Here is a 24715-nt window from a genome sequence, read left to right as displayed (position 1 = left end):
CGCCGTACCGGGCGGCCCGGAGGAGACCCCGGCGCGTACTTTCCGCCGGGGTCTCCGGATTGCCCCGCTAGGAGCCGAACGTCAGCACGAGCCTCGGCGCGTTCGCCGAGGACGGCGCCTGCCGCGACCACAGCCACAGCGCGTCGGTCCCGGTACTGGTCACCGCCATGCCGTACGAGCCGCCGAGCGCCCCGCTGAGCTGGGCGGCGTCCAGCGGCACCGCGTACGCCGTGGAGATCGCCGTGGCACCCGTCAGGCTGCCGAGCACCGTCGAGGACAGCGCCGGGCGGTTGGCGTACGTGGCCCCGGTCTCCGTCCAGGCGCCGGTCACCGGCACCACGTTGGCGGTGTCGTTGGTCCCGGCGGCCGGGTCGGTGCTGGTGGTGAGCCGCAGGAACGCGCTCTTCAGCGTCTGGCCGGCCGGGGCGGCCGGCAGGCTGAAGCGCAGATAGGTCAGGTACGCCGAGCTGCCGCGCACCGCGAGCGAGCCGGAGGTGCCGTAATTGGTGGACGGCGCACCGGCGTTGACGTACGTGTCCTCGGTCGCGGTCAGCGTGGTCACCGTGTCGGCGGGCGCACTGGCCAGCTCGTAGTGGTGGGCGATCTGGGCGGCGGTCAGCGCGGCCGGGTAGACCGCCGTCTCGTCGATCTGCCCGTTGAAGTAGTTGCTGGAGGGTTGCAGGGGCCAGCCGTTGAGGTTGTCCCCGCCCGCGCGCCAGTAGCCGGTGTAGTTCTCGTTGCCGGTCTGCGGGTTGGTGCCGGCCAGGGCCCCGTCGACGTAGAGCTTCATGCCGCCGCCGTCCTGGGTGGCGACGACGTGGTGCCAGTCGCCGTCGTTGTAGGACGCGCCGGTGGTGACGGTGTTGGTGGCCCCGGTGTAGACGCCGAAGACCAGCCGGCCGTCGTTGGTCATGTAGACGTGCTTGTCGTACTGGCCGCTGGTGCCGGTGGTCGAGTTGCCGAAGCCGACGATCTTGCCGCCCGAGGTCGTGGTGGTCCGGAACCACGACTCCACGGAGAAGGTGGCCGGCCGGGTGTGGCTGCGGTCGCTGTAGACCCACTGGTTGGAGCCGTTGAAACCGATCGCCGTGCTGGGCCCGGTCACCGCGGCGGGAGTCTGCCGGTAGGACGGGGCGCCGACGTAGTCGCCGTTGTCGTCCGCGCTGGAGGCGTCGGCGGCGTAGGTCCCGCCCGTCTCGTCGTAGCGCCAGTACAGGGCGGCCCCGTCGTCCAGGACCGCGGCCGCGTAGCTGTTGCTGCCCGAGGCGACGGTCACCGTGGCGGTGGAGGACAGCGGGCTGGTGTTGGTCCCGTCGCCGGCCGACACCCGGTAGCTGTGGGTGGAACCGGGCGTGAGACCGGAGTCGGTGAAGCTCAGCTGCGGGCGCACCCACGGCATGGAGGTGGCGGTGGTCGTGTACACGGGGGTGGCGCCCCCGTCCCGGTAGACCTTGTACGTCAGCACGCTGTCGTCGTTGTCCAGGCTCGCCTGCCAGGTCACCTTGGCCTTGCCCGCCGACAGACTGGCCGCCCCGGCCTCCGGCGTGGTCGGGTTGCCGGTGTCGGGGCCGGACGCGAAGCGGGTCAGGCCCTGCTGCGCGCTGCCGTTGACGGTGGTGAACTCGCCGCCGACCCACAGGTAGTCGGTGCTGTTCCGCGACGAGACGGCCATCACGCGCGGGCCGATGCCCTCCCCGAGCCCGTCGTTGGTGTCGGGGAACCAGCCGAGCAGGTGCGGATCGGTCACCGACTCCGCCAGCAGGTGCTTGCGCCGCTGGTCGGGGTACTCGCCCATGCTGCTGCAGTCGTGCGCGTGCGAGCCGCTGTACAGCACGGTCTGGTAGACCTCGACGGACTGGGTGGCGCCCAGGCAGGTGTCGCGCCAGCGCTGGTCGAAGCTGCCGGCGTCGAAGGCGGTGCGGCCGTCGAACACGCCTCCGCCGGTGCCCTCGTTGCCCGCGTAGAGGCCGGTGGCGTCCCGGGTGATGTCCTTGACGACCGAGGTCGCCGGGAAGAAGCCCATCGGGTACGCCTTCGTGAGCGCCCCGTCGGCGCCGTCGACGACCGCCAGGGCGTGCGAGTCGGCGCCCCCGATCGTGTCGAAGTCCCCGCCGATCATGACGTGGTCGCCGTCCGGGGTGACCTGCACCGCACGCCCGGGCTTGTCGCCGGCCGGGTTCCACGAGGTCAGGGACCCCGAGGAGGTCAGCGCGGCGAAGTAGCGGCGGGACTGCCCGGCGACCGTGGTGAAGTCACCGCCCGCGTAGACGGTGTCCGCGGTCGCGTCCAGCGCCCGCACGGTCGCGGAGACCGCCGGGTGGAAGGAGGCGATCGGGGTGCAGGTGGACAGGTCGACGGCGGTCAGGCTGTTGACCTGGACGCCGTTGACGGCGCTGAAGTACCCGCCCGCGTAGAGCGTTCCGCCGTCCGGCGACACCGCCAGCGCGCGCACGGTGGCCGTGCTGCCCGCGCCGATGGTGAACGACAGCTTGCAGCCGGTCGGCGCGCCCGTCGAGGCGTCGAAGGCGGCGAAGTTCACCGCCGGCTGCTCGTTGCTGCCCGGCCCCGATCCCGGCGGCCGGACGGTGGAGAAGGTGCCGCCCGCGTAGACGACCCCCTGCGCCTGGGCCATCGCCCAGACGATGCCGTTGGTCTGCCAGGTCGGCAGGTCGTCGGCGGTCATGGCCACCGGCGAGGTGAGCGCCGTCGCGGCGGGCGCCGCCGCCACCCCCGCCCCGGCCAGCGCGCCCGCGACCAGCGCACCGGCTGCCGTCATTGCCCCAAGTCTTCGCATGTGCCCCCCAAGGCCCACTCGTCCACAAGCGGCCCAATCGCCCGCCTGTGGACCGCAGCGTAGGGGTGTGCGAACAGGGCCGGTAGAAAGTTTGACGAAATTGTGTTCACCCCATACCCGGCCGGATGTTCCCTGTCCGACATCTGCGAGGGGGAATTCGCCCCTGTGCAAGCGGATATGGCCAGGTGCGGGCCGGGGAGGGGCGCAGCGCGGAGCCGCCGGGAGCCCGGCGGCCGCGTCAGCGGTCGATGCGCACGGTCGCGCCCGCGAGCTGCCGCGCGACCTGCTCGCAGTCCGCGTCGACCATGATCCGCGCCAGCTCGTCCACCCGCACCGAGGGCTTCCAGCCGAGCAGGTCCGCGGCCTTGCTCGCGTCGCCGATGAGGGCGTCGACCTCGCTGGGGCGCTCGTACTTGGGGTCGTAGCGCACGTACTCGGACGGGTCGAGGCCGGCGTGCGCGAAGGAGGTCTCCAGGAACTGCCGTACGGTGGCGGCCTCCCCGGTGGCCACCACGTAGTCGTCCGGGGTGTCGCGCTGGAGCATCAGCCACATCGCCTCGACGTACTCCGGCGCGTAGCCCCAGTCCCGGACCGCGTCGAGGTTGCCCAGGTAGAGCCGGTCCTGCAGGCCCGCCTTGATGCGGGCGACGGCGCGGGTGATCTTGCGGGTCACGAAGGTCTCGCCGCGGCGCGGGGACTCGTGGTTGAAGAGGATGCCGTTGACCGCGAACATGTCGTACGCCTCGCGGTAGTTGACGGTCGCCCAGTAGCCGTACACCTTGGCGCAGCCGTAGGGGCTGCGCGGGTGGAAGGGCGTCCGCTCGTTCTGCGGCGGCGGGGTGGCGCCGTACATCTCGGACGACGAGGCCTGGTAGACGCGGGTGTCGACGCCACTGGCGCGCACGGCCTCCAGCAGCCGGATCGAGCCGAGGCCGGTGACGTCGCCGGTGTAGAGCGGGGCGTCGAAGGAGACGCGGACATGGGACTGCGCGCCCAGGTTGTAGACCTCGTCGGGGCGCAGGTCGCGCAGGAGGTTGACCAGGGCCACGCCGTCGGAGAGGTCGGCGTGATGGAGCGTGAAGGAACGATTCGCCTCCTGGGGTCCCTGGTAGATGTGGTCGATCCGCTCGGTGTTGAAGCTGGACGACCGTCTGACGAGGCCGTGCACCGTGTAGCCCTTGCTCAGCAGCAGCTCCGCGAGATAGGAGCCGTCCTGGCCGGTGACACCCGTGATCAGGGCGCTCTTGCCCATGCGCTGTCCCCCCTGGGGTCGGATATGTTTCCTTTGCGTACAGATGTTTGGGTTCAGCCCCTATGGGGTGACCCGGGCTGGCAGAATCGCCTGTCATGACCCAAGCGAACGCAACCCTGCCGGAGCGTGCCCGGATCTTCGTCGCGGGCCACCGCGGACTGGTCGGATCGGCGCTCGTCCGCCGGCTGGAGGCCGACGGCCACGAGGTGGTCACCCGCGGCCGCGACGAGCTCGACCTGCGCGACGCGGCGCGCACCGAGGCGTTCCTGACCGGGACCCGCCCGGACGCGGTGGTGCTGGCGGCCGCCAAGGTGGGCGGCATCATGGCCAACAGCACCTACCCGGTGCAGTTCCTGGAGGACAACCTGCGGATCCAGCTGAGCGTGATCGCCGGTGCGCACGCCGCCGGGGTCGCCCGGCTGCTCTTCCTCGGCTCGTCCTGCATCTACCCCAAGCACGCACCCCAGCCGATCCGCGAGGACGCCCTGCTCACCGGCCCGCTGGAGCCGACGAACGAGGCGTACGCGCTGGCCAAGATCGCGGGCATCGTCCAAGTGCAGTCCTACCGGCGGCAGTACGGCGCGTCCTTCGTCTCCGCCATGCCGACCAATCTCTACGGGCCCGGCGACAACTTCGACCTCGCGTCCTCGCACGTGCTGCCGGCCCTGATCCGCCGCTTCCACGAGGCGCGCTCGGCCGGGGCCCCCGAGGTGGTGCTGTGGGGCTCCGGCACACCGCGCCGGGAGTTCCTGCACGTGGACGACCTCGCCGCCGCCTGCGCGCTGCTGCTGAGCGCCTACGACGGCGACGAGCCGGTCAACATCGGCTGCGGCGCCGACCTCACCATCCGCGAACTGGCCGACACCGTACGGGAGGTCGTCGGCTACGAGGGCGACATCGTCTGGGACACCGGCAAGCCCGACGGCACCCCGCGCAAGCTGCTCGACGTCTCCCGGCTGACCGGCCTCGGCTGGAAGCCGGAGATCGCCCTGCGCGACGGCATCGCCTCGACCTATGCCTGGTGGCGGGAGCACGGCGCGGACTGAGCCCCTGGGCATCAGTACGCTCCGCGGCCGTCGACGACGGCCCGGAGCGTACGGGCCATCAGGTCGACGTCGCTGGTGAACGTCCAGTTGTCCACGTAGCGCAGGTCGAGCTGGAGGGTCTCGTCCCAGGAGAGCTCGGAGCGCCCGCTGACCTGCCACAGGCCGGTCAGGCCCGGCTTGACCGCCAGCCGCCGCAGCTCGACCTCGTCGTAGCGCGCGACCTCCTCGGGCAGCGGCGGACGCGGACCCACCAGGGACATGTCACCCCGTAGAACGTTGAGGAGCTGGGGCAGTTCGTCCAGCGAGCAGCGGCGCAGGATGCGTCCGACCCGGGTGACCCGGGGGTCGCGGCGCATCTTGAACATCAGGCCGTCGTTCTCGTTGGCGGGCGCCAGTTCCGGCTTGCGGTCGTCCGCGTCGGCCACCATCGTGCGGAACTTCCACATCGTGAACGGCACGCAGTCCAGCCCGTGCCGGATCTGCCGGTAGAACACGGGGCCCTTGGAGCCCAGCCGGATGGCCGCCGCGATGAGCCCGAACAGCGGGGAGAGCAGCAGGAGCCCGACCCCCGCCCCGACCCGGTCCAGCGCCGACTTGAGGGTGATCTGCACCCCGCGCCGCACCGGCGGGCTGATGTGCAGGAGCGTGAGCCCGGCGGCAGAGGCGAGTTCCACGCGGCGCTCGGAGACATCGGTCAGACCGGGCAGGACGGCCAGCGGCACCCCCGCGTCGTGCACCGCCCACGACAGCCGGCGCAGCCGCTCCCCGGCCATCCGCGGACCGGGTGCCACCAGCAGCAGGTCCGCGCCGAGTTCGCGGGCGGCGGCGAGGACCGCGCCCGAGTCGCCGCTCGGACGGGCCGGCGGCAGCGAGTCCAGCCGGGCGGCGACCGGGGCGCCGCACTCCAGGTTGGCCAGGCCGACCGGGACCGCGCCGACCACCACGTACTCGTGGTCGGTGCGCGCCGCGAGATGGTCGACCACGTAGTCCGCCGCGCTGGGCTCGCCCACCACGAGCACCCGGCGCACGGCGTGGGCCACGCGCCGCGAGGCGATCAGGTGGTGGTACGTCAGTTTGCGGCAGGCGGCGGTCAGCAGCAGCCCCGGGGTGAGCGCCAGCAGCGCCACCAGCGGCTCGGAGGCCTCGCCCACCACGGTGCGGACCATGGCCAGCACGCCCAGCAGGATCAGCCAGTCGTGGAGCACCGAGCGCGCGCTGCGGGACTCGCCCAGCACCCGGCTCGCGTAGCGGTGCCGCCCGGCCTGCACACAGGCCCAGGACAGCGCCGCGGTCCCCGCGCAGAGCAGGGGGTGCGGCTGGCCCGTGGCGTCGAAGACGAGCTCGACGGGGACCCCGGCCCCGGCCGCGTCGGTGACGAGTGCCACCGGGAGGTACCAGCGCGCCTTGTCGCTCGATCCGTGCGGTGCCGCGACGGCGCGGCCCTGCGCGGGAGTTGTTTGTATCTCTTCCGAACTGGGTGTACCGACCCGCCGCATGGACCCCCCTGGCACAACGCGACAAAGTGGGCACGCCTGCCACTTCCCCAAGCAGCGGTGTGCCGTAGTAAGCCGGAACGCTATGCCAAACAGTTGTACGTTCGCTGCGGTTTACGAAATTTCGGAGGTCCGTTGTCCTGAAGTTCACGTTCGGCTGGATCTGACCACTCCAGTGAAGCGTTCGCCCTTTTGTGGCTGATTGCGCCTGTGTTGCGGCCTGTGGAGATCAACCGGTGGGTTTGCCCGTCGCGGGCCGGACCCGGGGGACCGGCGAACGATCGTCCGCACGTTCGGCCGTCCGGGTGACGCGCGGCGGGGGACGGCGACCCGGGGGGCGCCGCCCGGCCGGGCGGGCGGTGCGGAAGCGGCCCTTACCCTTGTCCCTTGTGTCCACTCTGCATGCCGCCCTCGCCGATCTCCTCGACGGGCTCCCCCCGGGCCGCGCCGCCCAGGCCGTCGACCGCCTGATCGCCACCTACCGGGGACGTACGCCCAGCAGCACGCCGATCCTCCGCGACCGCTCCGACGTGGCGGCCTACGCGTCCTACCGCATGCCCGCGACCTACGCGGCCGTGTCCGCGGCGCTCGCGGAGTTCCGCGACCGGGCAGGGGAGTGGGCACCGGACAGCCACCTCGACGTGGGCGGCGGCACGGGCGCCGCGACCTGGGCCGTCGCCGACGCCTGGGACGAGGGCACGCACACCAGCACCGTCCTGGACTGGTCGGACGCCGCCCTCGCCCTCGGTCGCGACCTGGCCGCCGCCGCCGGGCACGAGGCCGTACGGCAGGCGCAGTGGGTGAAGGCGCCGCTCGGCACCGCGGCGCGGCTCCCCGAGGCCGACCTGATCACGCTCTCGTACGTCATCGGCGAACTGGCCGACGCCGACCGCGAGGCCGTCGTCGCCGAGGCCGCCCGGGCCGCGCGCGGGGCCGTCCTCGTCGTCGAACCGGGCACCCCCGACGGCTACGCCCGGGTGCTCGCCGCCCGCGACACCTTCGTCGCGGCCGGCCTCCACGTCCTCGCGCCCTGCCCGCACGACGGGGCGTGCCCGGTGCAGGCCCCCGACTGGTGCCACTTCGCCGCCCGCGTCGCCCGGACCTCGCTGCACCGCCAGGTCAAGGGCGGCTCGCTGCCCTACGAGGACGAGAAGTTCAGCTACGTCGCCGCGGCCCGCTTCCCCGCCGGGCCCGCGCCGGACCGGGTGGTGCGCCACCCGCAGATCCGCAAGGGGCAGGTGCTGATCGACCTGTGCACCGTCGAGGAGGGGCTGCGGCGCACCACGGTCAGCAAGCGGCAGGGCCCCCTGTACCGGGCGGCGCGGGACGTGGCCTGGGGCGACGCGTGGCCGCCCCCGGAGGCGGCTGAGGAGTAGCCGGTCCGGGAGGGGGCCCGCCGGGCGCGGGTCGTCGCCCCGTTCAGCCAAGGGCGGGTCGCTGCCGTACGTGGACGGTTCGGCTGCGCCACTTTCCTGCCCGGGCCGACGCCGGAGCGGATGACACGCCCCCCGTACCGACCGGCGCGCGACGCGGCCTGGGGTGATGTCTGGCCGCCCCCGGAGGCGGCTGAGGAGTAGCCGGTCCGGGAGGGGGCCCGCCGGGCGCGGGTCGTCGCCCCGTCCAGCCAAGGGCGGGTCGCTGCCGTACGTGGACGGTTCGGCTGCGCCACTTTCCTGCCCGGGCCGACGCCGGAGTGGCAGGGCGCCCTGTACCGGGCGGCGCGGGACGTGGCGTGGGGCGACGCGTGGCCGCCCCTGGACGCGGCCGGAGTAGCCGGTGGGGGCGTTCCGGCTGCGTCGCGTTGCGTGGCGGGCTTGGGCGCCGGGCTGAACCTTCGTGTTGGATGTCGCGAGCCCTGTGCCGGTGTGCCCGCGGCGTGGCGCGTCGCCGCCGCGGGGCCGGGGCCGTTCCGGCCCACCCCGGTCCCGCGCCGTCAGGCGCCCAGCACCGCCATGGCCGCGTTGTGGCCCGGGATGCCGCTGACGCCGCCGCCCCGCACGGCGCCCGCGCCGCAGAGCAGCACATTGGCGTGGGCCGTCCCGACGCCCCAGGGGCCGGCGTCCTCGCCGTCCGCACTGTCCTCCCGTGCGTACGGGAAGGACAGGTCCCGGTGGAAGATGTGCCCGCCGGGCAGGCCGACCTCCCGCTCCAGGTCCAGCGGCGACTTGGCCTCGATGCACGGCCGCCCGTCCGCGTCGACCGCCAGGCAGTCCGCCAGCGGCTCCGCGAGCACCGCGTCCAGCTGCGCGAGCGTGGCCCTCAGCAGGGCGTCCTTCGCCCCGGCGGGGTCGGCCGCGAAGAGCCGCGCGGGAGCGTGCAGCCCGAACAGGGTGAGGGTGTGCATGCCCTCCGCGACGAGCCCGGGGGCCAGGATCGTGGGGTCCGTCAGCGAGTGGCAGTAGATCTCCGACGGCGGGGCCGTGGGCACCGCCCCGGCCGCGGCCTCCTCGTACGCGCTCTGCAGCCCGCTGTAGGACTCGGCGATGTGGAAGGTGCCGGAGAACGCCTCGCGCGGGTCCGCGTCCGCGTCCCGCAGCCGCGGCAGGCGGCGCAGCAGCATGTTGACCTTGAGCTGGGCGCCCTCGGGCCGGTCCGGGGCGGGCTCGCCGAGCAGTCCGGCCAGGGCGTGCGGCGAGGCGTTGACCAGGACGTGCCGGGCCGACACGCGGCCGCCGTCGAAGTCCACCTCCGCCCGGGTCCCGTCCGTGGCGATCGCGGTGACCTCGGTGCCGGTGAGGATCTCCGCCCCGGCCGCCCGCGCCGCGTCCGCCAGGGCGTCGGTGAGCGCGCCCATGCCGCCGACGGGCACGTCCCAGTCGCCGGTGCCGCCGCCGATCACGTGGTAGAGGAAGCAGCGGTTCTGCAGCAGCGAGGGGTCGTGGGCGTGCGTGAAGGTGCCGATGAGGGCGTCGGTGAGCACCACGCCCCGCACCACGTCGTCGTCGAACGCCGCCTCGACGCTCTCGCCCAGCGGCCGTTCGAACAACTGCTCCCAGGCCGCCTTGTCGTCCACGATCCGCTCCAGCTCGCCGCGCGAGGGCAGCGGACGGGTCAGCGTCGGGAAGACCCGCTCGGCGACCCGCTGCGTCATCCCGTAGAAGCGCTGCCACGCCTCGAAGTCGCGGTCGGAGCCGGTGAGCCGCACGAAGCTCTCCCGGGTGCGGGCGGCCGACCCGGCGTCCACGAGCAGGCCGCCGTCCCCGTGCGGGGTGTACGAGGAGATCCGGCGCCGCCGCACCGCGAAGCGCAGCCCCAGGTCGTCGACGATCTTCCGGGGCAGCAGGCTCACCAGGTACGAGTAGCGCGACAGCCGCGCGTCGAAGCCGCTGAACGCCCGCGTCGAGACGGCGGCGCCGCCGGTCGAGGGCAGCCGTTCCAGCAGGAGTACGGAGCGGCCGGCCCGGGCGAGGTACGCGGCGGCGACCAGGCCGTTGTGGCCGCCGCCCACGATCACGGCGTCGTAGGTGGTCCGAAGGGGCCGGTGGGACCGCGGCGGCTGCGGCTGCTGAACCATGGGCCCCTTCGTATCACGGTCAGTCGCGCAGCTCCATGGTGCAGCACTTCACGCTGCCGCCGGCCTTGTGCAGTTCGGACATGTCGACCGTGAGCGGCTCGAAACCGCGCTCCCGCAGCGGCTTGAGCAGCCCCTTCGCCGCGGCCGGGACCAGGACGTTCAGCCCGTCGCTGACGCAGTTCATGCCGAAGGCGAGGGCGTCGTCGCGGGTGGCGACCAGCGCGTCGGGGAAGAGCCGGCGCAGCACCGACCGGCTGCCGGGGGAGAAGGCGTCCGGGTAGTACATGATCTCGTCGCCGGAGAGCACGCACAGCGCGGTGTCCAGGTGGTAGAAGTGCGGGTCGGTGAGCTCCAGGCCGATCACGGGCCTGCCGAAGTACTCCTGGAGCTCGGAGTGCGACAGCGGGCTGCTGCGGAAGCCCTTGCCGGCCAGCAGCCAGCTCTCGGTGACCGCGAAGTCGCCCTCGCCCTCGTTGATGTGCTGCGGGTCGTGGACGTGGGTGTAGCCGCGGCTGAGGAACCAGTCGCGGTGCGCCGGGGCCTCCGCCTGGCGCTCGATGTTGGCGAAGCGGGCGCCGAAGACCCGTCCGTCCACCACGGTCGCGCCGTTCGCCGCGAACACCATGTCCGGCAGGCCGGGCAGCGGCTGCAGGATCTCGACGGCGTGGCCCAGCGAGCGGTACCGGTCGCGGAGGTCCTCCCACTGGAAGAGGGCGAGCGCGGGATCGACCGGCTTGGCGGGGTCCATCCACGGGTTGATGGAGTAGGTGACCCGGAAGTACGTGGGGGGACACATCAGGTACCGCCGGAACGAAGCGGTTCGCGCTGCGCTCAATGAAGGCTCCTCACGGTGTGGTTGAGGCCGTTGTGCACATGGTGGACCCGCGGCGGACGTCGCGCACCGGATTGCGGACCGAAAAATGCCCGTTCGGCCCTGGTGGGCGGCCTCTAGGGTGAGCGCATGCCGACACCGAGCACCGCCTCCGACGACCTCCTGCTCCCCGGGACCCGCCGTGCCCTGCTGCACCGGATCGCGGTCGCCCAGTCCACCGCCCGCACGCCCTCCCTCGTGGCGGCCGTCGTCCGGGACGGCCGCACCCTGTGGACCGGCGCGCGGTCCTGCGTGGACGGGCACGCGCCCGACGGCGACACGCAGTACCGGATCGGCTCGATCACCAAGACCTTCGTGGCCGTGCTGGTCATGCGGCTGCGCGACGCGGGACGCCTCGGGCTGGACGACGCGGTGGACAAGCATCTCGGCGCCACCGCCGCGACCGGGGTGACGATCCGTCAACTCCTGGCGCACACCGCGGGACTGGCCTCCGAGCCGCCCGGCCCCTGGTGGGAACGGACCCCCGGTGGGCTGCGCCCCGACATCGACGGGCTGCTCGGCGAGCACGCCCGGCTGCACCCGGCCGGTGAGCGCCACCACTACTCCAACCCGGGCTTCGCCCTGCTCGGCGCCGTCGTGGAGCGGCTCCACGACGGGCAGCCGTGGGACGAACTGCTCTGGTCCCAGGTGCTCGAACCGCTCGGCATGGCCCGCACCACCCGCCGCCCGCAGGCCCCGCACGCGGGCGGCTGGGCCGTGCACCCGTACGCCGAACTGATGCTGCCGGAGGCCGTGCACGAGACCGGCCTGATGGCACCGGCGGGCGAACTGTGGTCGACGGCAGACGACTTGTGCCGCTGGGCCGCCTTCCTGGCCGCGGGCGACGAGGCCGTCCTGTCCGCCGCCACCCTGGAGGAGATGCGCCGGCCCGCCGCGCCCGGCGGCGACCACGGCCTCGGGCTCCAGCTGACGGCGGCGGCGGACGGGCGGCCGCTGGTCGGGCACGGCGGCTCGATGCCGGGCTTCGTGGCCGGGCTGTGGTGCGACGTCGCCGAGCAGGTGGGCGCCGTCGTCCTCGCCAACTCCACGACCGGCGCCCAGACCGGGGTGGTCGCACGGGACCTGCTGCGCATCGTCACCGAGCACGAGCCGCGCATCCCCGAGCCCTGGCGCCCGGTCTCCGACCCCGACCCCGAACTGCTCGCGCTCACCGGCCCCTGGTACTGGGGCACCTCCCCGCACGTGCTGCGGCTGACCGCCGGCCGCGACCTGGAACTCGCCCCCGCGACCCCCGGCGGCGGCCGCGGCGCCCGCTTCCGCGCCGAACCGGACGGCACCTGGACCGGGCTGGAGGGCTACTACGACGGCGAGACGCTGCGCGTGGTCCGCTCGGCCGACGGCACCGTCACCCACCTCGACGTCGGCACGTTCGTTCTCACCCGCACCCCCTACGACCCCGCCGCCCCGGTGCCCGGCGGCGTCGACCCGGCCGGCTGGGGGGCGCACGGGGCATGAGGGAGCCGTACGCGCTCAGGCGGTGAGCGGGAACTCCCGTCCGAGCGCGGCGAAGACCGCCGAGTTGTGGGCGAAGGCCCGGCGGCACTCCTCCACGACGCGCTGCCTCTCCAGCTCGCCGGCGGGCAGCGCGTCCAGCAGGGTCCGGTACTCCCGCTTGAAGGCGGCGGGGTTGCCGATCGCCTCGAAGACGTAGAAGCGCACGCCGTCGCCCTTGCGGGTGAAGCCCCAGGTCCTCTCGGCGATGCCGCGGATGACCTGGCCGCCGGAGAGGTCGCCGAGGTAGCGGGTGTAGTGGTGGGCGACATAGCCCGCCGGCCAGTCGCGCGCCGTCTCCGTGATGCGGGCGGCGTATGCGGCGGTCTCGGGCAGGACCGCCGCCCGCTCCCGCCAGCCGGAGCCGAGCAGGTGGCCGAGGTCGCGTTCGAGCGCGGCGACCCGGGGCAGCTCCGGCCGCAGGAACGGGCCCGCGACGGGGTCGCCGGCCAGCGCCGCGGCCCCGTCCTCCAGGGCCCGGTAGACGAACCACAGTTGCTCGGTGTACCGGGCGTACGCGGCCACCCCGAGGCGTCCGCCGAGCAGGTCGCCGATGAATGTGGAGTTCTCCGCCTCGGTGTGGCGGTCGTGGGAGGCGGCGCGGATCACGGTGGAGAACGGTGGCGCTCCGGAGGGGCCGGCGGTCGTCAAGGGGAGCCTCCTGCGGTCGGGCCGTGCAGGAATCGTGCCCACTTAGGCTTGCCTTAGTCAATGGGCTTGCCGACAGCCTGTCGGAAACCAGGCTACGTCCCGGTGGGGCGGTATGGGGTCATTTGCGGGCACCCATCCCCCCTTCGGGGGACCTTCCGGGCACCCCGGGTGCAAACCGGATCCGTACAGGGCGCAGGATGGAATTCCACCATCCGTGGATTCCGCTCACGTCTTTTCCTTCGTTACGTAGGGTGGAGCGAGGGTTCACACGGGCGAGGGAAGGGGCTCGATGGTCACCAAGGGCAGGTTGTCCGGCTGGTTGCGCCGGAAAGCGGGGGAGCGGGACGCCGACGGCGAGGACGCCCTCGCCCAGCGGACCCCGGGCGCCCGCGACCGGGACGACCTGCTGCTCGCGGCCGCCGAGGCCGGCCTGCCACTGGCCCTCGCCGCGCACCCCTCCGCCGAGTCCGGCTACCGCTGCTCCTGCGACCGGATCGGCTGCCCCACCCCGGGCCGGCACCCCGTCTCCTTCGCCTGGCAGACCCAGGCCACCACGGACCCCGAGGCGATCCGCCGCTGGCTGCGCACCGAGCCGCTCGCGAACTTCATCACCGCCACCGGCATCGCCCACGACGTCCTGGACGTCCCCGCCGAGGCCGGCCGGATCGCCCTGGAACGCCTGGCCGCCGAGGGTGCCGCCACCGGGCCGGTGGCCGTCTCCGACGGCCGGACCCTGTTCTTCACCGGCACCCGCGCCACCGCCGACGAGGACGAGTGGTGGCCCTGCGAACTGGACTGCCACCCCGAGACCCTCGACGAGCACCCCGGCCTGCGCTGGCATTGCCGCGCCAGCTATGTGCTGATGCCGCCCTCGCGCCTGCCGTCGGGCGCCGTCGTCACCTGGCTGCCCGGCCACGGCCCCGACCGCCCGCTGCCCGACCCCCTGCCACTGCTCGCCGTCCTGACGGACGCCTGCGCCCAGGTCGAGCACGAGCCCGAAACGGCCGGCTGGATCGCCTGAGCCGCCCCTCCCGGCGGCGGTGAGCCTTCCCGGCACGTGCCCGTCACGCCGCCGTGCCGCCGGCCCCGGCCCGTGCGGGGTGCGGAAGCCCGGCGTCCGGCTGTGTCGCTTGACCCCCGGGACGGGCCTGTTGTGCGGTCCGGCCCATCGCGGTTCCCGTTGCCCAGGCGCAGAAGTCCGGGTTTCGGCCGTGCATGTGGCTGCCGCGACCGGCGTGCCGCTGGATCCGCTGCTCGTTGCCAGGGTCTTGGCGCCGGGGTCGATGGGCGCGGTGTGATGCTCGCGGCAAGGAGGGCCGGCGCCCGGCTGTGGCGCTTTGCCGCTGTCGCGGTTTCCGTTGTCGAGGCGCGGTGTGGAGCGTGGCGCAGAAGTTCGGGGTCCGGCTGGGCATGTGGCTGCCGGGACGGGCCTGCCGCTGGATCCGCTGCCTGTCGTCAGTGTGTGGTGCCGGTATTGATCCTCGCGGCGAGGAGGAGGACCGCAGCCCGGCGGCCGTGGCGCCTCGGGCCTTCGAAGCGAGACACGGAAGAGCAGCGCGGCCCGCCGCCGGATCCGGGGCAAGGTCGCATGCCCTGCCCAGCCGCGCGCCGTGTGGTGCGAGGCACGGAAGGGCCGTGCCCCGGTACGACCGGCCTGCCGCCGCACGCGGTGCCGGCGGCACGAAGCCCCCGCGTGCCGCGCTCGCGGCGCGGCATGGGCCCGGCCCCGCAGGGCCGGGAGCCGACGGACCCACGCCTACGGGCGTCAGCCCCCGTCGCCGACGGGCCGTGCCCCCTCAGGCACTCGCTCGCCGGAACCGGCGCGCGCCGCCGGCGCGGCGGGGCGGCCGGGGCGCAGGAAGAAGAACATGGCCGGCGCGAGGTACAGGGCCCAGACCGCGACCTGGAGCCAGGTCGGGTCCGGCTGGAAGTTGAACACGCCCTTGAGCAGCGTCCCGTACCAGGAGTCCGCCGGGATCGTCGTGCTGATGTCGAAGGCCCGCGAGCCCAGTCCGGGCAGCCAGTCGGCCTCCTGGAGGTCGTGGAAGCCGTACGCGAGGACGCCGGCCGCCACGACGACCAGCATCGCCCCGGTCCAGGTGAAGAACTTGGCCAGGTTGATGCGGACCGCGCCGCGGTAGAACAGCCAGCCGAGGACCACGGCCGTGAGCAGTCCCAGCGCCGCGCCGACCAGCGGCCGTACGCCGTCGTCGGTGGCCTGCACGGCGGTCCAGATGAACAGCGAGGTCTCCAGCCCCTCGCGGCCCACCGCGAGGAAGGCGGTGACGATCAGGGCGCCGGTGCCCATGGCGACCGCGGCGTCGAGCTTGCCGTGCAGTTCGGCCTTCAGGTGCCGCGCGGTGCGCCGCATCCAGAACACCATCCAGGTCACCAGGCCGACCGCGATGACCGACAGCGAGCCGCCGAGCGCCTCCTGCGCCTGGAAGGTGAGTTCGGAGGAGCCGAACTGCAGCGCGGCGCCGAAGCCGAGGCTCAGCAGCACCGCGGCGCCGACGCCGAGCCAGACCGGCGGCAGCTTGTCCTTGCGGTCCGTCTTCACCAGGTAGGCGACCAGGATGCAGACGACCAGGCTGGCCTCCAGGCCCTCACGGAGTCCGATCAGGTAGTTGCCGAACACCCGCCGTCACTTCCTTTCAGTTGTTCCCGAAGAGCGCGCGGCCCCACCAGTCGCCGGAGTCCCGGACGCCCGGCGGTACGGCGTAGACGGCCGAACCCACGTGCTGGATGTACTCGTTGAGCGCGTCGGTCTTGGCCAGCCGCATCTGCAGCGGGATGAAGCCGTCGCGCACGTCGCGCTGGTAGGCGATGAAGAACAGACCGGCGTCCAGCCGCCCGAGGCCGTCGGTGCCGTCGGTGAAGGAGTAGCCGCGCCGCAGGATCGTCACGCCGCTGTTGTCGGGGTGCGAGAGGCGGATGTGCGCGTCGGGCTTCATCGCCTTGAAGTCCGGGGTGTCGCGCTCGTGCTTCCTGCCGAGCGGGGCGCCCTCGCCCTTGGTCCGGCCGAAGACGTCCTCCTGCTCGCGCAGGGAGGTCCGGTCCCAGGTCTCGATGTGCATCCGGATGCGCCGGGCCACCAGGTACGAGCCGCCGGCCATCCAGGCCGGGCCGTCGTTGGACGGGACCCACACGTGCTTGTCCTGGGCGGCCCTGTCGGAGCCGGCGACGTTGTGCGTGCCGTCCTTGAAGCCCATCAGGTTGCGCGGGGTCTGCTCGTCGGGCGTGGTGGAGGAGGTCTTGCCGAAGCCGAGTTGCGACCAGCGCATCGCGACCTTGCCGAAGCCGATGCGGGCCAGGTTGCGGATGGCGTGCACCGCCACCTGCGGGTCGTCGGCGCAGGCCTGGACGCACAGGTCGCCGCCGCTGCGGCTCGCGTCCAGGTTGTCGCCGGGGAACTTCGGCAGGTCCACCAGGGCCTCGGGGCGCTGCCCGGTGAGCCCGAAGCGGTCCTTGCCGTCGGCGCCGCGGAAGAGCGAGGGGCCGAAGCCGACGGTCAGCGTGAGCCGGGAGGGCTGGAGGCCGAGGGCCTCGCCGGTGTCGTCCGGCGGGGCCTCGGCGAGGCCGCCGACCGCGCCCTCGCCGACCGGCCGGCCCTGCGTCATCCGGCGCGCGGCCTCGGTCCACTCCTTCAGGAGCGCGATCAGTTCCTCGCGGTCCTCGGTCGTGACGTCGAAGGACGCGAAGTGCAGCCGGTCCTGGACCGGGGTGGTGATGCCGGCCTGGTGCGGGCCGTGGAAGGCGATCGCGCTGCCCGCGGAGGCCGCGGGCTGCACGTCGTTCCCGGTGCGCACGGCGGCCACGGCGCTGCCGGCCGCGGCGGCGCCGAGGACGACCCCGGCGCCGGTCCAGCCGAGCAGTGTGCGCCGCGAGGTGGTGGTTTCCTCGGACATGCTCCCCAGTCCTTTGTGGTGACGGTTACTTGGCGACGGCCGCGGCGAGCTTGGACAGCGGCTCGGCCAGCGCGTTGACGCCGTCCGAGAGCTCCTTGCGGTCGGCCTTGCCGACGGTGTCGTACGAGACGAACGTGTCGCCCTTGCGGTACTTGCCCAGCAGCCCCGTCAGGGCTGTGAACTGCTTGTCCAGTTCGGAGGTGAGCGCCGGGTCGCTCTCGGCGGCGACCGGCTTCAGCAGCTCGTACGCCTTCTGCGCGCCCTCGACGTTGGCCTGGAAGTCCGACAGGTCCGTGTGGGAGTAGCGGTCCTCCTCACCGGTGATCTTGCCGGTGGCGACCTCGTCCAGCAGTTCCTTGGCGCCGTTGGCCATGCTGGTGGCGGTGATCTCGGCCTTGCCGACGCGGGTCTGCCAGTCCTTGAGGTCGGTGACGAGCTGGTCGGCGAGGGTGCCTTCCTCGGCGCCGGCCTTCTTGTCCTTCCACAGGGACTTCTCCAGCCGGTGCCAGCCGGTCCACTTCTGGCCGTCCTCCAGACCGTCCTCACGGGTGTCGGTCAGGGGGTCGATGTCGCCGAAGGACTCGGCGACCGGCTCGGTGCGCTCCCATCCGACGCGGGACGGCGCGAAGAGCGACTTGGCCTTCTCCACGTCGCCGGCCTTGACGGCGTCGGCGAACTGCTGGACCACCGGGATGGTCTGGTCGGCCTGCTCCTGGGCGTACTTGCGGTACGCGGCGACGGCCGCGTCCAGGCGCGGGTCGCTCTTGACGGCGCCCTTGCCGGTCACGGTGATCTTCTGGCGGATGCCGTCGCCCTGCATGCCGGGCTTGCAGGCGATCTCGTAGGAGCCGGCCTTGATCTCGGCGGTGATGGTGGCCTTGGTGCCGGGGCCGATGTTCTCCCGCTCGGTCACGATCTTGTCGCTGGGCGTGTAGACGTAGACCTCGGTGACCTTGGAGCCCTTGTTCTCCACGGCGAGCTGCACGTGCCCGGCCGGGAAGGTGGTCTTGGAGACGTCGCATGCGGTGTCCGAGGCGGTCACGGTGATCGCGTCCGAGGAGGCGCTGTCCGCCTTCTCCGCGCACCCGGTCACGGCGGTGACGGCGACCACTATGCCGGCGGCGGCTACTGCGGACATGCGGACGGCGGACATACAGGCTCCTGGCGGATCGGTGAGGCGAGGACTTAGGTGAGCCTTTCTGTGGAAAGGCTTGCCTAACTTACCCAAGCCTCATCTCGCCTTGCCCACTATTGAGTAAAGAAAGAGTAATGAAGGGGCGTGGCGGTGTGCGGGTCGGGCGGGGGGCTCAGGGCAGGGTCAGTACCTCGGCGCCCGTCTCCGTGACGACCAGGGTGTGCTCGAACTGCGCGGTGCGCTTGCGGTCCTTGGTGACCACCGTCCAGCCGTCGTCCCACATCTCGTACTCGTGGGTGCCGAGCGTCAGCATGGGCTCGATGGTGAAGGTCATGCCCGGCTTCATCACCGTGGTGGCGCGCGGATCGTCGTAGTGCGGGACGATCAGGCCCGAGTGGAAGGACGTGTTGATGCCGTGGCCGGTGAAGTCGCGCACCACGCCGTACCCGAAGCGCTTGGCGTACGACTCGATCACCCGGCCGATCACATTGATCTGCCGGCCCGGCTTGACCGCCTTGATCGCGCGATTCAGCGATTCCCGGGTGCGGTCCACCAACTGCCGTGATTCCTCGGCGACTTCGCCCACGAAATAGGTGGCGTTGGTGTCGCCGTGCACCCCGTGGATGAAAGCCGTCACATCGAGATTGACGATGTCGCCGTCGCGCAGTTCGGTCGAGTCGGGGATGCCGTGGCAGATGACCTCGTTGATGGACGAGCACAGCGACTTGGGGAAGCCCCGGTAGCCGAGGTCCGAGGGGTAGGCCTGGTGGTCGCACATGTAGGTGTGGGCGATCCGGTCCAGTTCGTCCGTGGTGACCCCGGGCGCGATGGCCTTCGCCGCCTCCTCCATCGCCCGTGCGGCGATCCGGGACGCGACGCGCATCTTCTCGACGGTCTCCGCGGACTGCACCTCCGGCCCGTCGTACGGCTGCGGGGCCGGACGGCCCACGTACTCGGGCCGCGGGATCGAGGCGGGGACGTGACGCGTGGGGGAGAGCTTGCCGGGCACCAGGACAGACATGTCAGCGAGTGTATCGGCGGCCGGTCGGGCAGCATGGCGGCAGGATGTCGTACGAGGAGGAGCGATGGCGCCGTTCAGGAGGGTCCGCAAGCCGGCCGGGAAGCCCGGCGAGTGGTTCTACTGCATCGAGCACAGAAAGGTGGAGGAGGGCCCGGAGTGCCCGGCCAAGGACCGGATGGGGCCGTACCCCAGCCGGGCCGACGCCGAACGCGCGATGGAGACCGCCGCCGAGCGCAACCTGCAGTGGGAGAACGACCCGCGGTGGAAGGACCAGCCGCGCGAGGACGAGGGCGACTGAGCGACCGGCCGTTGCCGGGCGCACGGCGCGGGGGTGCGGCGGCAGGACTCCTCCGCGCCCCCCGCCGCGTCACCCGATTGGCCAGTCCCGGCGGACCGGCCCGGACCACCCGGCGGCCACTCGCGTCTAGCACATCAGCCCCTTTCCCGTCCGAGGTTTCGAACGTATTGAGGTTCAGACCAAGGGCGCTCCGTTTCACAGGACATGCGGACCGGATCCGACCACGGCAGGTCGGACGAAGCCCGAGAAAACCTGACGAACCGGAGGAAAGGGGCCCCATGTCCAGGAAACGCAGGCTCGGGACCAAGCAGAAGATCGCGCTGATGACGGGCGCGGCGACGCTCGCCGGCGGTTTCGCCGTGGCGACCATGGCCAGCGGTCACGCCTCCGTGGTGTGCGACGGCCTCGACCAGGCGATTCGCAACAACCAGGCCTTCATCGCGGGGCAGCGGGCGAATCCCGACGCGCAGTCGGCGGCCCGGATCGCCAACCGTGAGGCGGTCATCGCGCAGATCAACGTGCAGCGCCAGGCCTCGGGATGCGGCGCGGCCCCGGGGGCTCCCGCGGCGGCGGCTCCGGCGGCGCCCGCCGCGCCCGCGGGCCAGGGCCAGGGGCAGGGTCAGGGGCAGGGCCAGGGCCAGGGGCAGAACCAGGGCCAGGCGCAGCAGCCGCCCGCCGCGCCGCCCGCGGGGGCGGTGACCGGCCAGGTGGTGTGCCCGGGTTCGACGGTGACGCTGTCCGGCGAGGCGGGCGCCCCGGCCGCGTCCAGCAACCAGTTCCCGATGGGCACCAGGCTCAAGGTGACCAACCTCGACAACGGCAAGTCCACGACGGTTACCGTGACATCGCCGTCCGGGAGCTGCGCGCTGCTGAACAACGCCGCCTTCGAGCAGGTCCGCGAGCCCGGGAAGTTCCTGATCCGGAAGGCGCGGATCGAGCGCGTCGGCTGACGGGCCGACCCCTCCGCCGGTCTCCGGCGATCACCCAGCCGTCCGGGCCGCCGCCGAACCAGGAAGCGGCGGTGGCCCGGACCTCTTGACGCGGGCACGACACTCGGCTTCAATCCGGCACTACAGGTCCAGACCAACGGTCCAGACCACTTGCCCGGCACCGCCCGAACCCCCCGTCCCCCACTGGGAGGTCACGTGCTCTTCCGTCGTCGAGTCCCGCGTCCGGGATCCCGCAGATCCCGCATCCTCTCCGTCGTCACCGCCGCCTTCCTGGCCGCCGCAGGATCCCTGATCGTCCTGCCCGGCACCGCCCAGGCGGCCAACCTCGTCACCAACCCCGGCTTCGAGAGCGGCAGTCTGTCCGGCTGGTCCTGCTCGGGCGGCTCCGTCGTCAGCAGCCCGGTGCACAGCGGCACCAAGGCGCTGGCCGGCGCCGTCAGCAGCAGCGACACCGCGCAGTGCACCCAGACCGTCTCCGTGCAGCCCAACACCGCCTACTCGCTCACCGGTTGGGTGCGCGGCGCGTACGTCTACCTCGGTGTCACCGGCGGCGCCTCCACCTGGACGCCGTCCGCCGGCTCCTACACCCAGCTGACGGTCCCCTTCACCACCGGGGCCTCGCAGACCAGCGTGCAGCTGTACGTCCACGGCTGGTACGCCCAGGGCACCTACAACGCCGACGACATCAGCCTCGACGGGCCGGGCGGCGGCGGGGGCGGGGACACCCAGGCGCCCACCGCGCCCAGCGGCCTCACCTCCACCGGCAAGACGTCCTCCAGCGTCTCGCTCGCGTGGAACGCCTCCACCGACAACGTCGGGGTGACGAGCTACGACGTCTACCGCGGCGGCACCCTGGCCACCACCGTGACCGGCACCTCCGCCACCGTCACCGGCCTGGCCGCCAGCACCGCGTACACCTTCACCGTCAAGGCGCGCGACGGCGCGGGCAACACCTCGGCGGCCTCCAACGCGGTGAGCGTCACCACGAACGCGGGCGGCGGCGGTGGCACCGGCTTCAAGCAGGCCGCGCCCTACCTCTTCCTCGGCTGGGGCGACCCGCCGAGCGCGACCAGCGTGATGAGCGCCACCGGCGTCAAGTGGTTCACGATGGCCTTCATCCTCTCCTCCGGCGGCTGCAACCCGGCCTGGGACGGCTCCCGTCCGCTGACCGGCGGCGTCGACCAGTCGACCATCAACTCCATCCGCGCGGCCGGCGGCGACATCGTCCCGTCCATCGGCGGCTGGCAGGGCAACAAGCTCGGCCCCAACTGCTCCACCCCCGAAGCCCTGGCCGGTGCCTACCAGCAGGTGATCAACGCCTACGGGCTCAAGGCGATCGACGTCGACATCGAGAACACCGACGAGTTCGAGTCCGAGGTCGTCCAGGACCGCATCCTCAACGCGCTGAAGATCGTCAAGCAGAACAACCCCGGCATCCGGACGATCCTCACCTTCGGCACGTCGACGACCGGCCCGACCTACTGGGGCGGCCGGCTCATCGACCGGGCCAACGCGCTCGGCGCCAACATCGACGTCTTCACGATCATGCCGTTCGACTTCGGCGGCGGCGCCGACATGTACGGCAACACCGTGAACGCCGCCGAGGGGCTGAAGGCCAAGCTGAAGTCCACCTTCGGCTGGGACGACGCCACCGCCTACGCCCACATGGGCCTGTCCGGCATGAACGGCCTCAGCGACCAGCAGGAGACCACCACCCCGGCGATCTGGACCCAGATCCGGGACTGGGCCAACTCGCACCACATCGCGCGGCTCGCCTACTGGGCCGTCAACCGCGACCGGCCGTGCGCCGGCGGCGGCGTGGTGAGCAACTGCTCCGGCATCAACCAGAGCACCTGGCAGTTCACCTCGATCACCGCCGGGTTCACCGGCTGATCCACGGCCCGGCCGCCCACACCGGCCGGGCCCACCGACCGCCCCACGGGTCAGGCGGCGGGGGACACCGCGTCCTCCGCCGCCGTCCGCATGCCCACCGCGTGCACGTTGGTGCGCGCGTCGTACGCCATCAGCGTCGGCAGGCACACCGCGAGCGTCCCGACCGCCGCCACGCACGCCAGGCCGCCGGTCCACACCGAGGCCCGCAGCCCCAGCACCGCCGCCGCACCGCCGGCCCGCACCTGGCCCAGCTGGGGGCCGGTCATGAAGGACAGCAGCTCGATGCCCGCGAGACGGCCGCGCAGGGCGTCCGGGATCGTCTGGTTCCAGATCGTGGAGCGGAACACCCCGCTGATCATGTCCAGCGCGCCCGCCAGCACCAGGAAGAGCAGCACCAGCCACACATTGCGGGTCAGCCCGGCGCCCGCCATGCACAGCCCGAAGCCCGCCGCGGCCAGCACGATCGCCATGCCGTGCCGGTGCACCCGGGAGGACCAGCCGCTCGTCAGGCTCATCAGCATCGCCCCGGCGGGCAGCGCCGCGTACATCAGGCCCAGCGACCACGGGGCGCCCAGGTCGTCCGCCATGAAGGGGAACACGGCGATCGGGAACGCCAGGCCCATCGCGGCGATGTCCACCACATAGGTGCCCAGCAGTTCCTTGCGGCTCCAGGCGTAGCGCGCGCCCTCGCCGATCGAGCGCAGCGAGGGTCGCTCCGCGTCGTGCGAGGGCGGGGACGGCCGCAGGCGCAGGCCCAGCAGCAGCGACACCGCGAAGGTCAGCGCGTCGACGGCGTACGCCCAGCGCAGGCCCGCGTAGGCGATCAGCACGCCGGCCAGCGCGGGGGCCGCGATGGCGCCGAGCTGCCAGCGCAGCGCGTTCAGCGAGGCCGCCGCGGTGAGCTGGTCGTGCGGCACGATGCGCTGCACGATCGCCTCCAGCGCGGGGCGTTGCAGGCCGCCGAGCGCGCTCGTGAGCGCCGCCACCACGTACAGCGGCCACAGCAGCGGCTGCGGCAGCAGGGTGTTGGCCAGCAGCAGGACCGACATCAGGCCGAGCGCGGCCTCCGTCCACAGGATCAGCTTCCGCCGGTCGAGGGCGTCGGCCAGGGCGCCCCCGTAGAGCCCGAACACCACCAGCGGTACGAGTTCCACCGCCCCCAGCGCGCCGACCGCCAGCGTCGATCCGGTGAGGTTCTTGATCTGGACCGGGAGCGCCACGAAGGTCAGGAAGCTGCCGAAGTTCGTGATCAGCCCGGCACACCACATCAGGCGGAAGTCGCGGGAGCTGCGCCACGGCGCGAGGTCGGGGAGGAGATTGCGCACCCTCGCATGTTTCGCGGGCGGGCGGCGGGGTGCAACGCATTTTCCGGCGCCGGCCCGGTGGACGCCGTGGTCCACCGGGCCGTCCCAGGGGGCGCGTTCAGGCCATGAGGCCCGCCGCCTCCAGGCGTTCGCGGATACCCTTCACCGCGGTGTCGTCCAGCGGCACCTGCGGCGCGGCCGTGGCGGCGCAGGGAATGACGCCCCGCAGGTGCAGGGCCGCCTTGAAGGCGCCGAGCGCCGAGGCACTGGCGCTCATCGGGGCGGCCGCGGCGCCGATGTCGACGATGGAGAAGAGCGCGGCGAGCCGGTCCTGCTCCGCCGCGGCCTCCCGCCACCGTCCGGCCAGCGCGTGCTCGTAGAGCCGCACATAGCCGTGCGGGTCGACGTTGCCGAGTCCCGGCACGACACCGTGGGCCCCGGCCAGCAGGGCGGCGTCCACGGTGAGTTCGGAGCCGGTGAGCAGGGAGAAGGAGCCGGACAGACCGCGCCGGCGCAGCTCCACGAGCAGCCGGCGCATGCCGCCGTCGGCGCCGCTGCTGTCCTTGAGGCCGGCCAGTGTGCCGTTCTCCGCCAGCGCCAGCACCGTCGCCGCGGGCAGCTTGGTGTGCACGGCGGAGGGGATGTCGTACGCGAACAGCGGCAGGCCGTCGGCGCCGTCCCGCACCCGGCGGAAGTGGTCGGCGATCTCGGCCGGGTGCGTGGTGGTGTAGAAGGGCGCGGTCGCCACCAGCGCGTCCGCGCCCGCCGCGACGGCTGCCCGGACGTGGTCCAGCACCCGGGCCGTGGTCATGTCGACGACCCCGGCGAGCACGGGGACGCGCCCGCCGACGGCCTCGACGACGGTGGTGAGCGCGATCCGGCGTTGCGCGTCGGACAGATAGGCCGTCTCGCCGCTCGACCCGAGCGCGAAGACGCCGTGGACGCCCGCCGAGAGCACATGGCCGACCAGGGCGCGCAGCCCGTCGGTGTCCACGTCGCCCGCGGGAGTGAGGGGAGTGCACAGAGGAGGTACGACGCCGCACAAGGGGGCGTGCATATCGGTCATAACGCCC

At 72.8% G+C, this 24715-nt stretch carries 19 protein-coding genes; 7 read left to right on the top strand and 12 right to left on the bottom strand.

What is annotated here, in order from left to right:
- Positions 1 to 67: 67 nt before the first annotated feature.
- Both ACIP9H_RS31810 and gmd read right to left on the bottom strand, forming a co-directional pair.
- The gene (locus ACIP9H_RS31810; protein WP_401593034.1) at positions 68 to 2776 is read right to left on the bottom strand and encodes a LamG-like jellyroll fold domain-containing protein; all 2709 of its coding nucleotides are present in this window, start codon (positions 2774 to 2776) and stop codon (positions 68 to 70) included.
- 256 nt (positions 2777 to 3032) lie between these two features.
- Positions 3033 to 4046, bottom strand: coding sequence for a GDP-mannose 4,6-dehydratase (gene gmd, locus ACIP9H_RS31805; protein WP_401593032.1), 1014 nt, complete (start codon positions 4044 to 4046; stop codon positions 3033 to 3035).
- 95 nt (positions 4047 to 4141) lie between these two features.
- Between gmd and ACIP9H_RS31800 the strand changes: the two genes are divergently transcribed.
- On the top strand, positions 4142 to 5092 hold the full coding sequence (locus ACIP9H_RS31800; RefSeq protein ID WP_401593030.1) for a GDP-L-fucose synthase family protein: 951 nt from the start codon (positions 4142 to 4144) through the stop codon (positions 5090 to 5092).
- Between the two features lie 11 nt (positions 5093 to 5103).
- On the opposite strand, the gene ACIP9H_RS31795 is transcribed toward ACIP9H_RS31800, so the two are convergent.
- The gene (locus ACIP9H_RS31795) at positions 5104 to 6588 is read right to left on the bottom strand and encodes a sugar transferase (RefSeq protein ID WP_401962249.1); all 1485 of its coding nucleotides are present in this window, start codon (positions 6586 to 6588) and stop codon (positions 5104 to 5106) included.
- A 386-nt stretch (positions 6589 to 6974) separates the two neighbouring features.
- Between ACIP9H_RS31795 and ACIP9H_RS31790 the strand changes: the two genes are divergently transcribed.
- Positions 6975 to 7961, top strand: coding sequence for a small ribosomal subunit Rsm22 family protein (locus ACIP9H_RS31790; RefSeq protein ID WP_401593026.1), 987 nt, complete (start codon positions 6975 to 6977; stop codon positions 7959 to 7961).
- Between the two features lie 557 nt (positions 7962 to 8518).
- Here ACIP9H_RS31790 and ACIP9H_RS31785 read toward each other — a convergent pair.
- Entirely contained in the window at positions 8519 to 10099 is a 1581-nt protein-coding gene (locus ACIP9H_RS31785; RefSeq protein ID WP_401593024.1) for a phytoene desaturase family protein, read from the bottom strand.
- Positions 10100 to 10118: 19 nt separating this feature from the next.
- On the bottom strand, positions 10119 to 10934 hold the full coding sequence (ddaH, locus tag ACIP9H_RS31780; RefSeq protein ID WP_401593022.1) for a dimethylargininase: 816 nt from the start codon (positions 10932 to 10934) through the stop codon (positions 10119 to 10121).
- A 126-nt stretch (positions 10935 to 11060) separates the two neighbouring features.
- Between ddaH and ACIP9H_RS31775 the strand changes: the two genes are divergently transcribed.
- The gene (locus tag ACIP9H_RS31775) at positions 11061 to 12446 is read left to right on the top strand and encodes a serine hydrolase domain-containing protein (protein ID WP_401962245.1); all 1386 of its coding nucleotides are present in this window, start codon (positions 11061 to 11063) and stop codon (positions 12444 to 12446) included.
- A gap of 15 nt (positions 12447 to 12461) precedes the next feature.
- Here ACIP9H_RS31775 and ACIP9H_RS31770 read toward each other — a convergent pair whose 3' ends face one another.
- The gene (locus ACIP9H_RS31770) at positions 12462 to 13133 is read right to left on the bottom strand and encodes a heme oxygenase (biliverdin-producing) (RefSeq protein ID WP_401593018.1); all 672 of its coding nucleotides are present in this window, start codon (positions 13131 to 13133) and stop codon (positions 12462 to 12464) included.
- Between the two features lie 289 nt (positions 13134 to 13422).
- Between ACIP9H_RS31770 and ACIP9H_RS31765 the strand changes: the two genes are divergently transcribed.
- Positions 13423 to 14154: a bifunctional DNA primase/polymerase gene (locus tag ACIP9H_RS31765; RefSeq protein ID WP_401593016.1), complete on the top strand. Its 732-nt coding sequence runs from the start codon at positions 13423 to 13425 to the stop codon at positions 14152 to 14154.
- Between the two features lie 744 nt (positions 14155 to 14898).
- On the opposite strand, the gene efeU is transcribed toward ACIP9H_RS31765, so the two are convergent.
- The 4 genes from efeU to map form a co-directional block, all read right to left on the bottom strand.
- Positions 14899 to 15771: an iron uptake transporter permease EfeU gene (gene efeU, locus ACIP9H_RS31760; protein ID WP_401593014.1), complete on the bottom strand. Its 873-nt coding sequence runs from the start codon at positions 15769 to 15771 to the stop codon at positions 14899 to 14901.
- 16 nt (positions 15772 to 15787) lie between these two features.
- Positions 15788 to 17041: an iron uptake transporter deferrochelatase/peroxidase subunit gene (gene efeB / locus ACIP9H_RS31755; RefSeq protein WP_401962241.1), complete on the bottom strand. Its 1254-nt coding sequence runs from the start codon at positions 17039 to 17041 to the stop codon at positions 15788 to 15790.
- 25 nt (positions 17042 to 17066) lie between these two features.
- On the bottom strand, positions 17067 to 18194 hold the full coding sequence (efeO, locus tag ACIP9H_RS31750) for an iron uptake system protein EfeO (protein ID WP_401593010.1): 1128 nt from the start codon (positions 18192 to 18194) through the stop codon (positions 17067 to 17069).
- A gap of 154 nt (positions 18195 to 18348) precedes the next feature.
- Positions 18349 to 19197, bottom strand: a complete 849-nt coding sequence (gene map / locus ACIP9H_RS31745) for a type I methionyl aminopeptidase (protein WP_401593008.1) — start codon at positions 19195 to 19197, stop codon at positions 18349 to 18351.
- A 64-nt stretch (positions 19198 to 19261) separates the two neighbouring features.
- On the opposite strand from map, the gene ACIP9H_RS31740 reads away from it, so the two are divergent.
- From ACIP9H_RS31740 to ACIP9H_RS31730, 3 genes are all read left to right on the top strand, one after another.
- A complete protein-coding gene (locus tag ACIP9H_RS31740) occupies positions 19262 to 19495 on the top strand; it encodes a hypothetical protein (protein ID WP_360913559.1) in 234 nt (77 codons plus the stop codon).
- 278 nt (positions 19496 to 19773) lie between these two features.
- The gene (locus ACIP9H_RS31735; RefSeq protein WP_401593006.1) at positions 19774 to 20445 is read left to right on the top strand and encodes a hypothetical protein; all 672 of its coding nucleotides are present in this window, start codon (positions 19774 to 19776) and stop codon (positions 20443 to 20445) included.
- 243 nt (positions 20446 to 20688) lie between these two features.
- A complete protein-coding gene (locus ACIP9H_RS31730) occupies positions 20689 to 22338 on the top strand; it encodes a carbohydrate binding domain-containing protein (RefSeq protein ID WP_401593124.1) in 1650 nt (549 codons plus the stop codon).
- A 50-nt stretch (positions 22339 to 22388) separates the two neighbouring features.
- On the opposite strand, the gene ACIP9H_RS31725 is transcribed toward ACIP9H_RS31730, so the two are convergent.
- Both ACIP9H_RS31725 and ACIP9H_RS31720 read right to left on the bottom strand, forming a co-directional pair.
- Entirely contained in the window at positions 22389 to 23663 is a 1275-nt protein-coding gene (locus ACIP9H_RS31725) for an MFS transporter (protein WP_401593004.1), read from the bottom strand.
- A gap of 97 nt (positions 23664 to 23760) precedes the next feature.
- Positions 23761 to 24708, bottom strand: a complete 948-nt coding sequence (locus tag ACIP9H_RS31720) for a dihydrodipicolinate synthase family protein (protein WP_401593002.1) — start codon at positions 24706 to 24708, stop codon at positions 23761 to 23763.
- Positions 24709 to 24715 lie beyond the last annotated feature (7 nt).

Origin of the sequence: Streptomyces sp. NPDC088732 (assembly GCF_044751205.1) — a bacterium.
Lineage (GTDB): Bacteria > Actinomycetota > Actinomycetes > Streptomycetales > Streptomycetaceae > Actinacidiphila.
The sequence above is the reverse complement of the archived record's forward strand: the minus strand, read 5'-3'. Positions and strand labels throughout refer to the sequence as shown.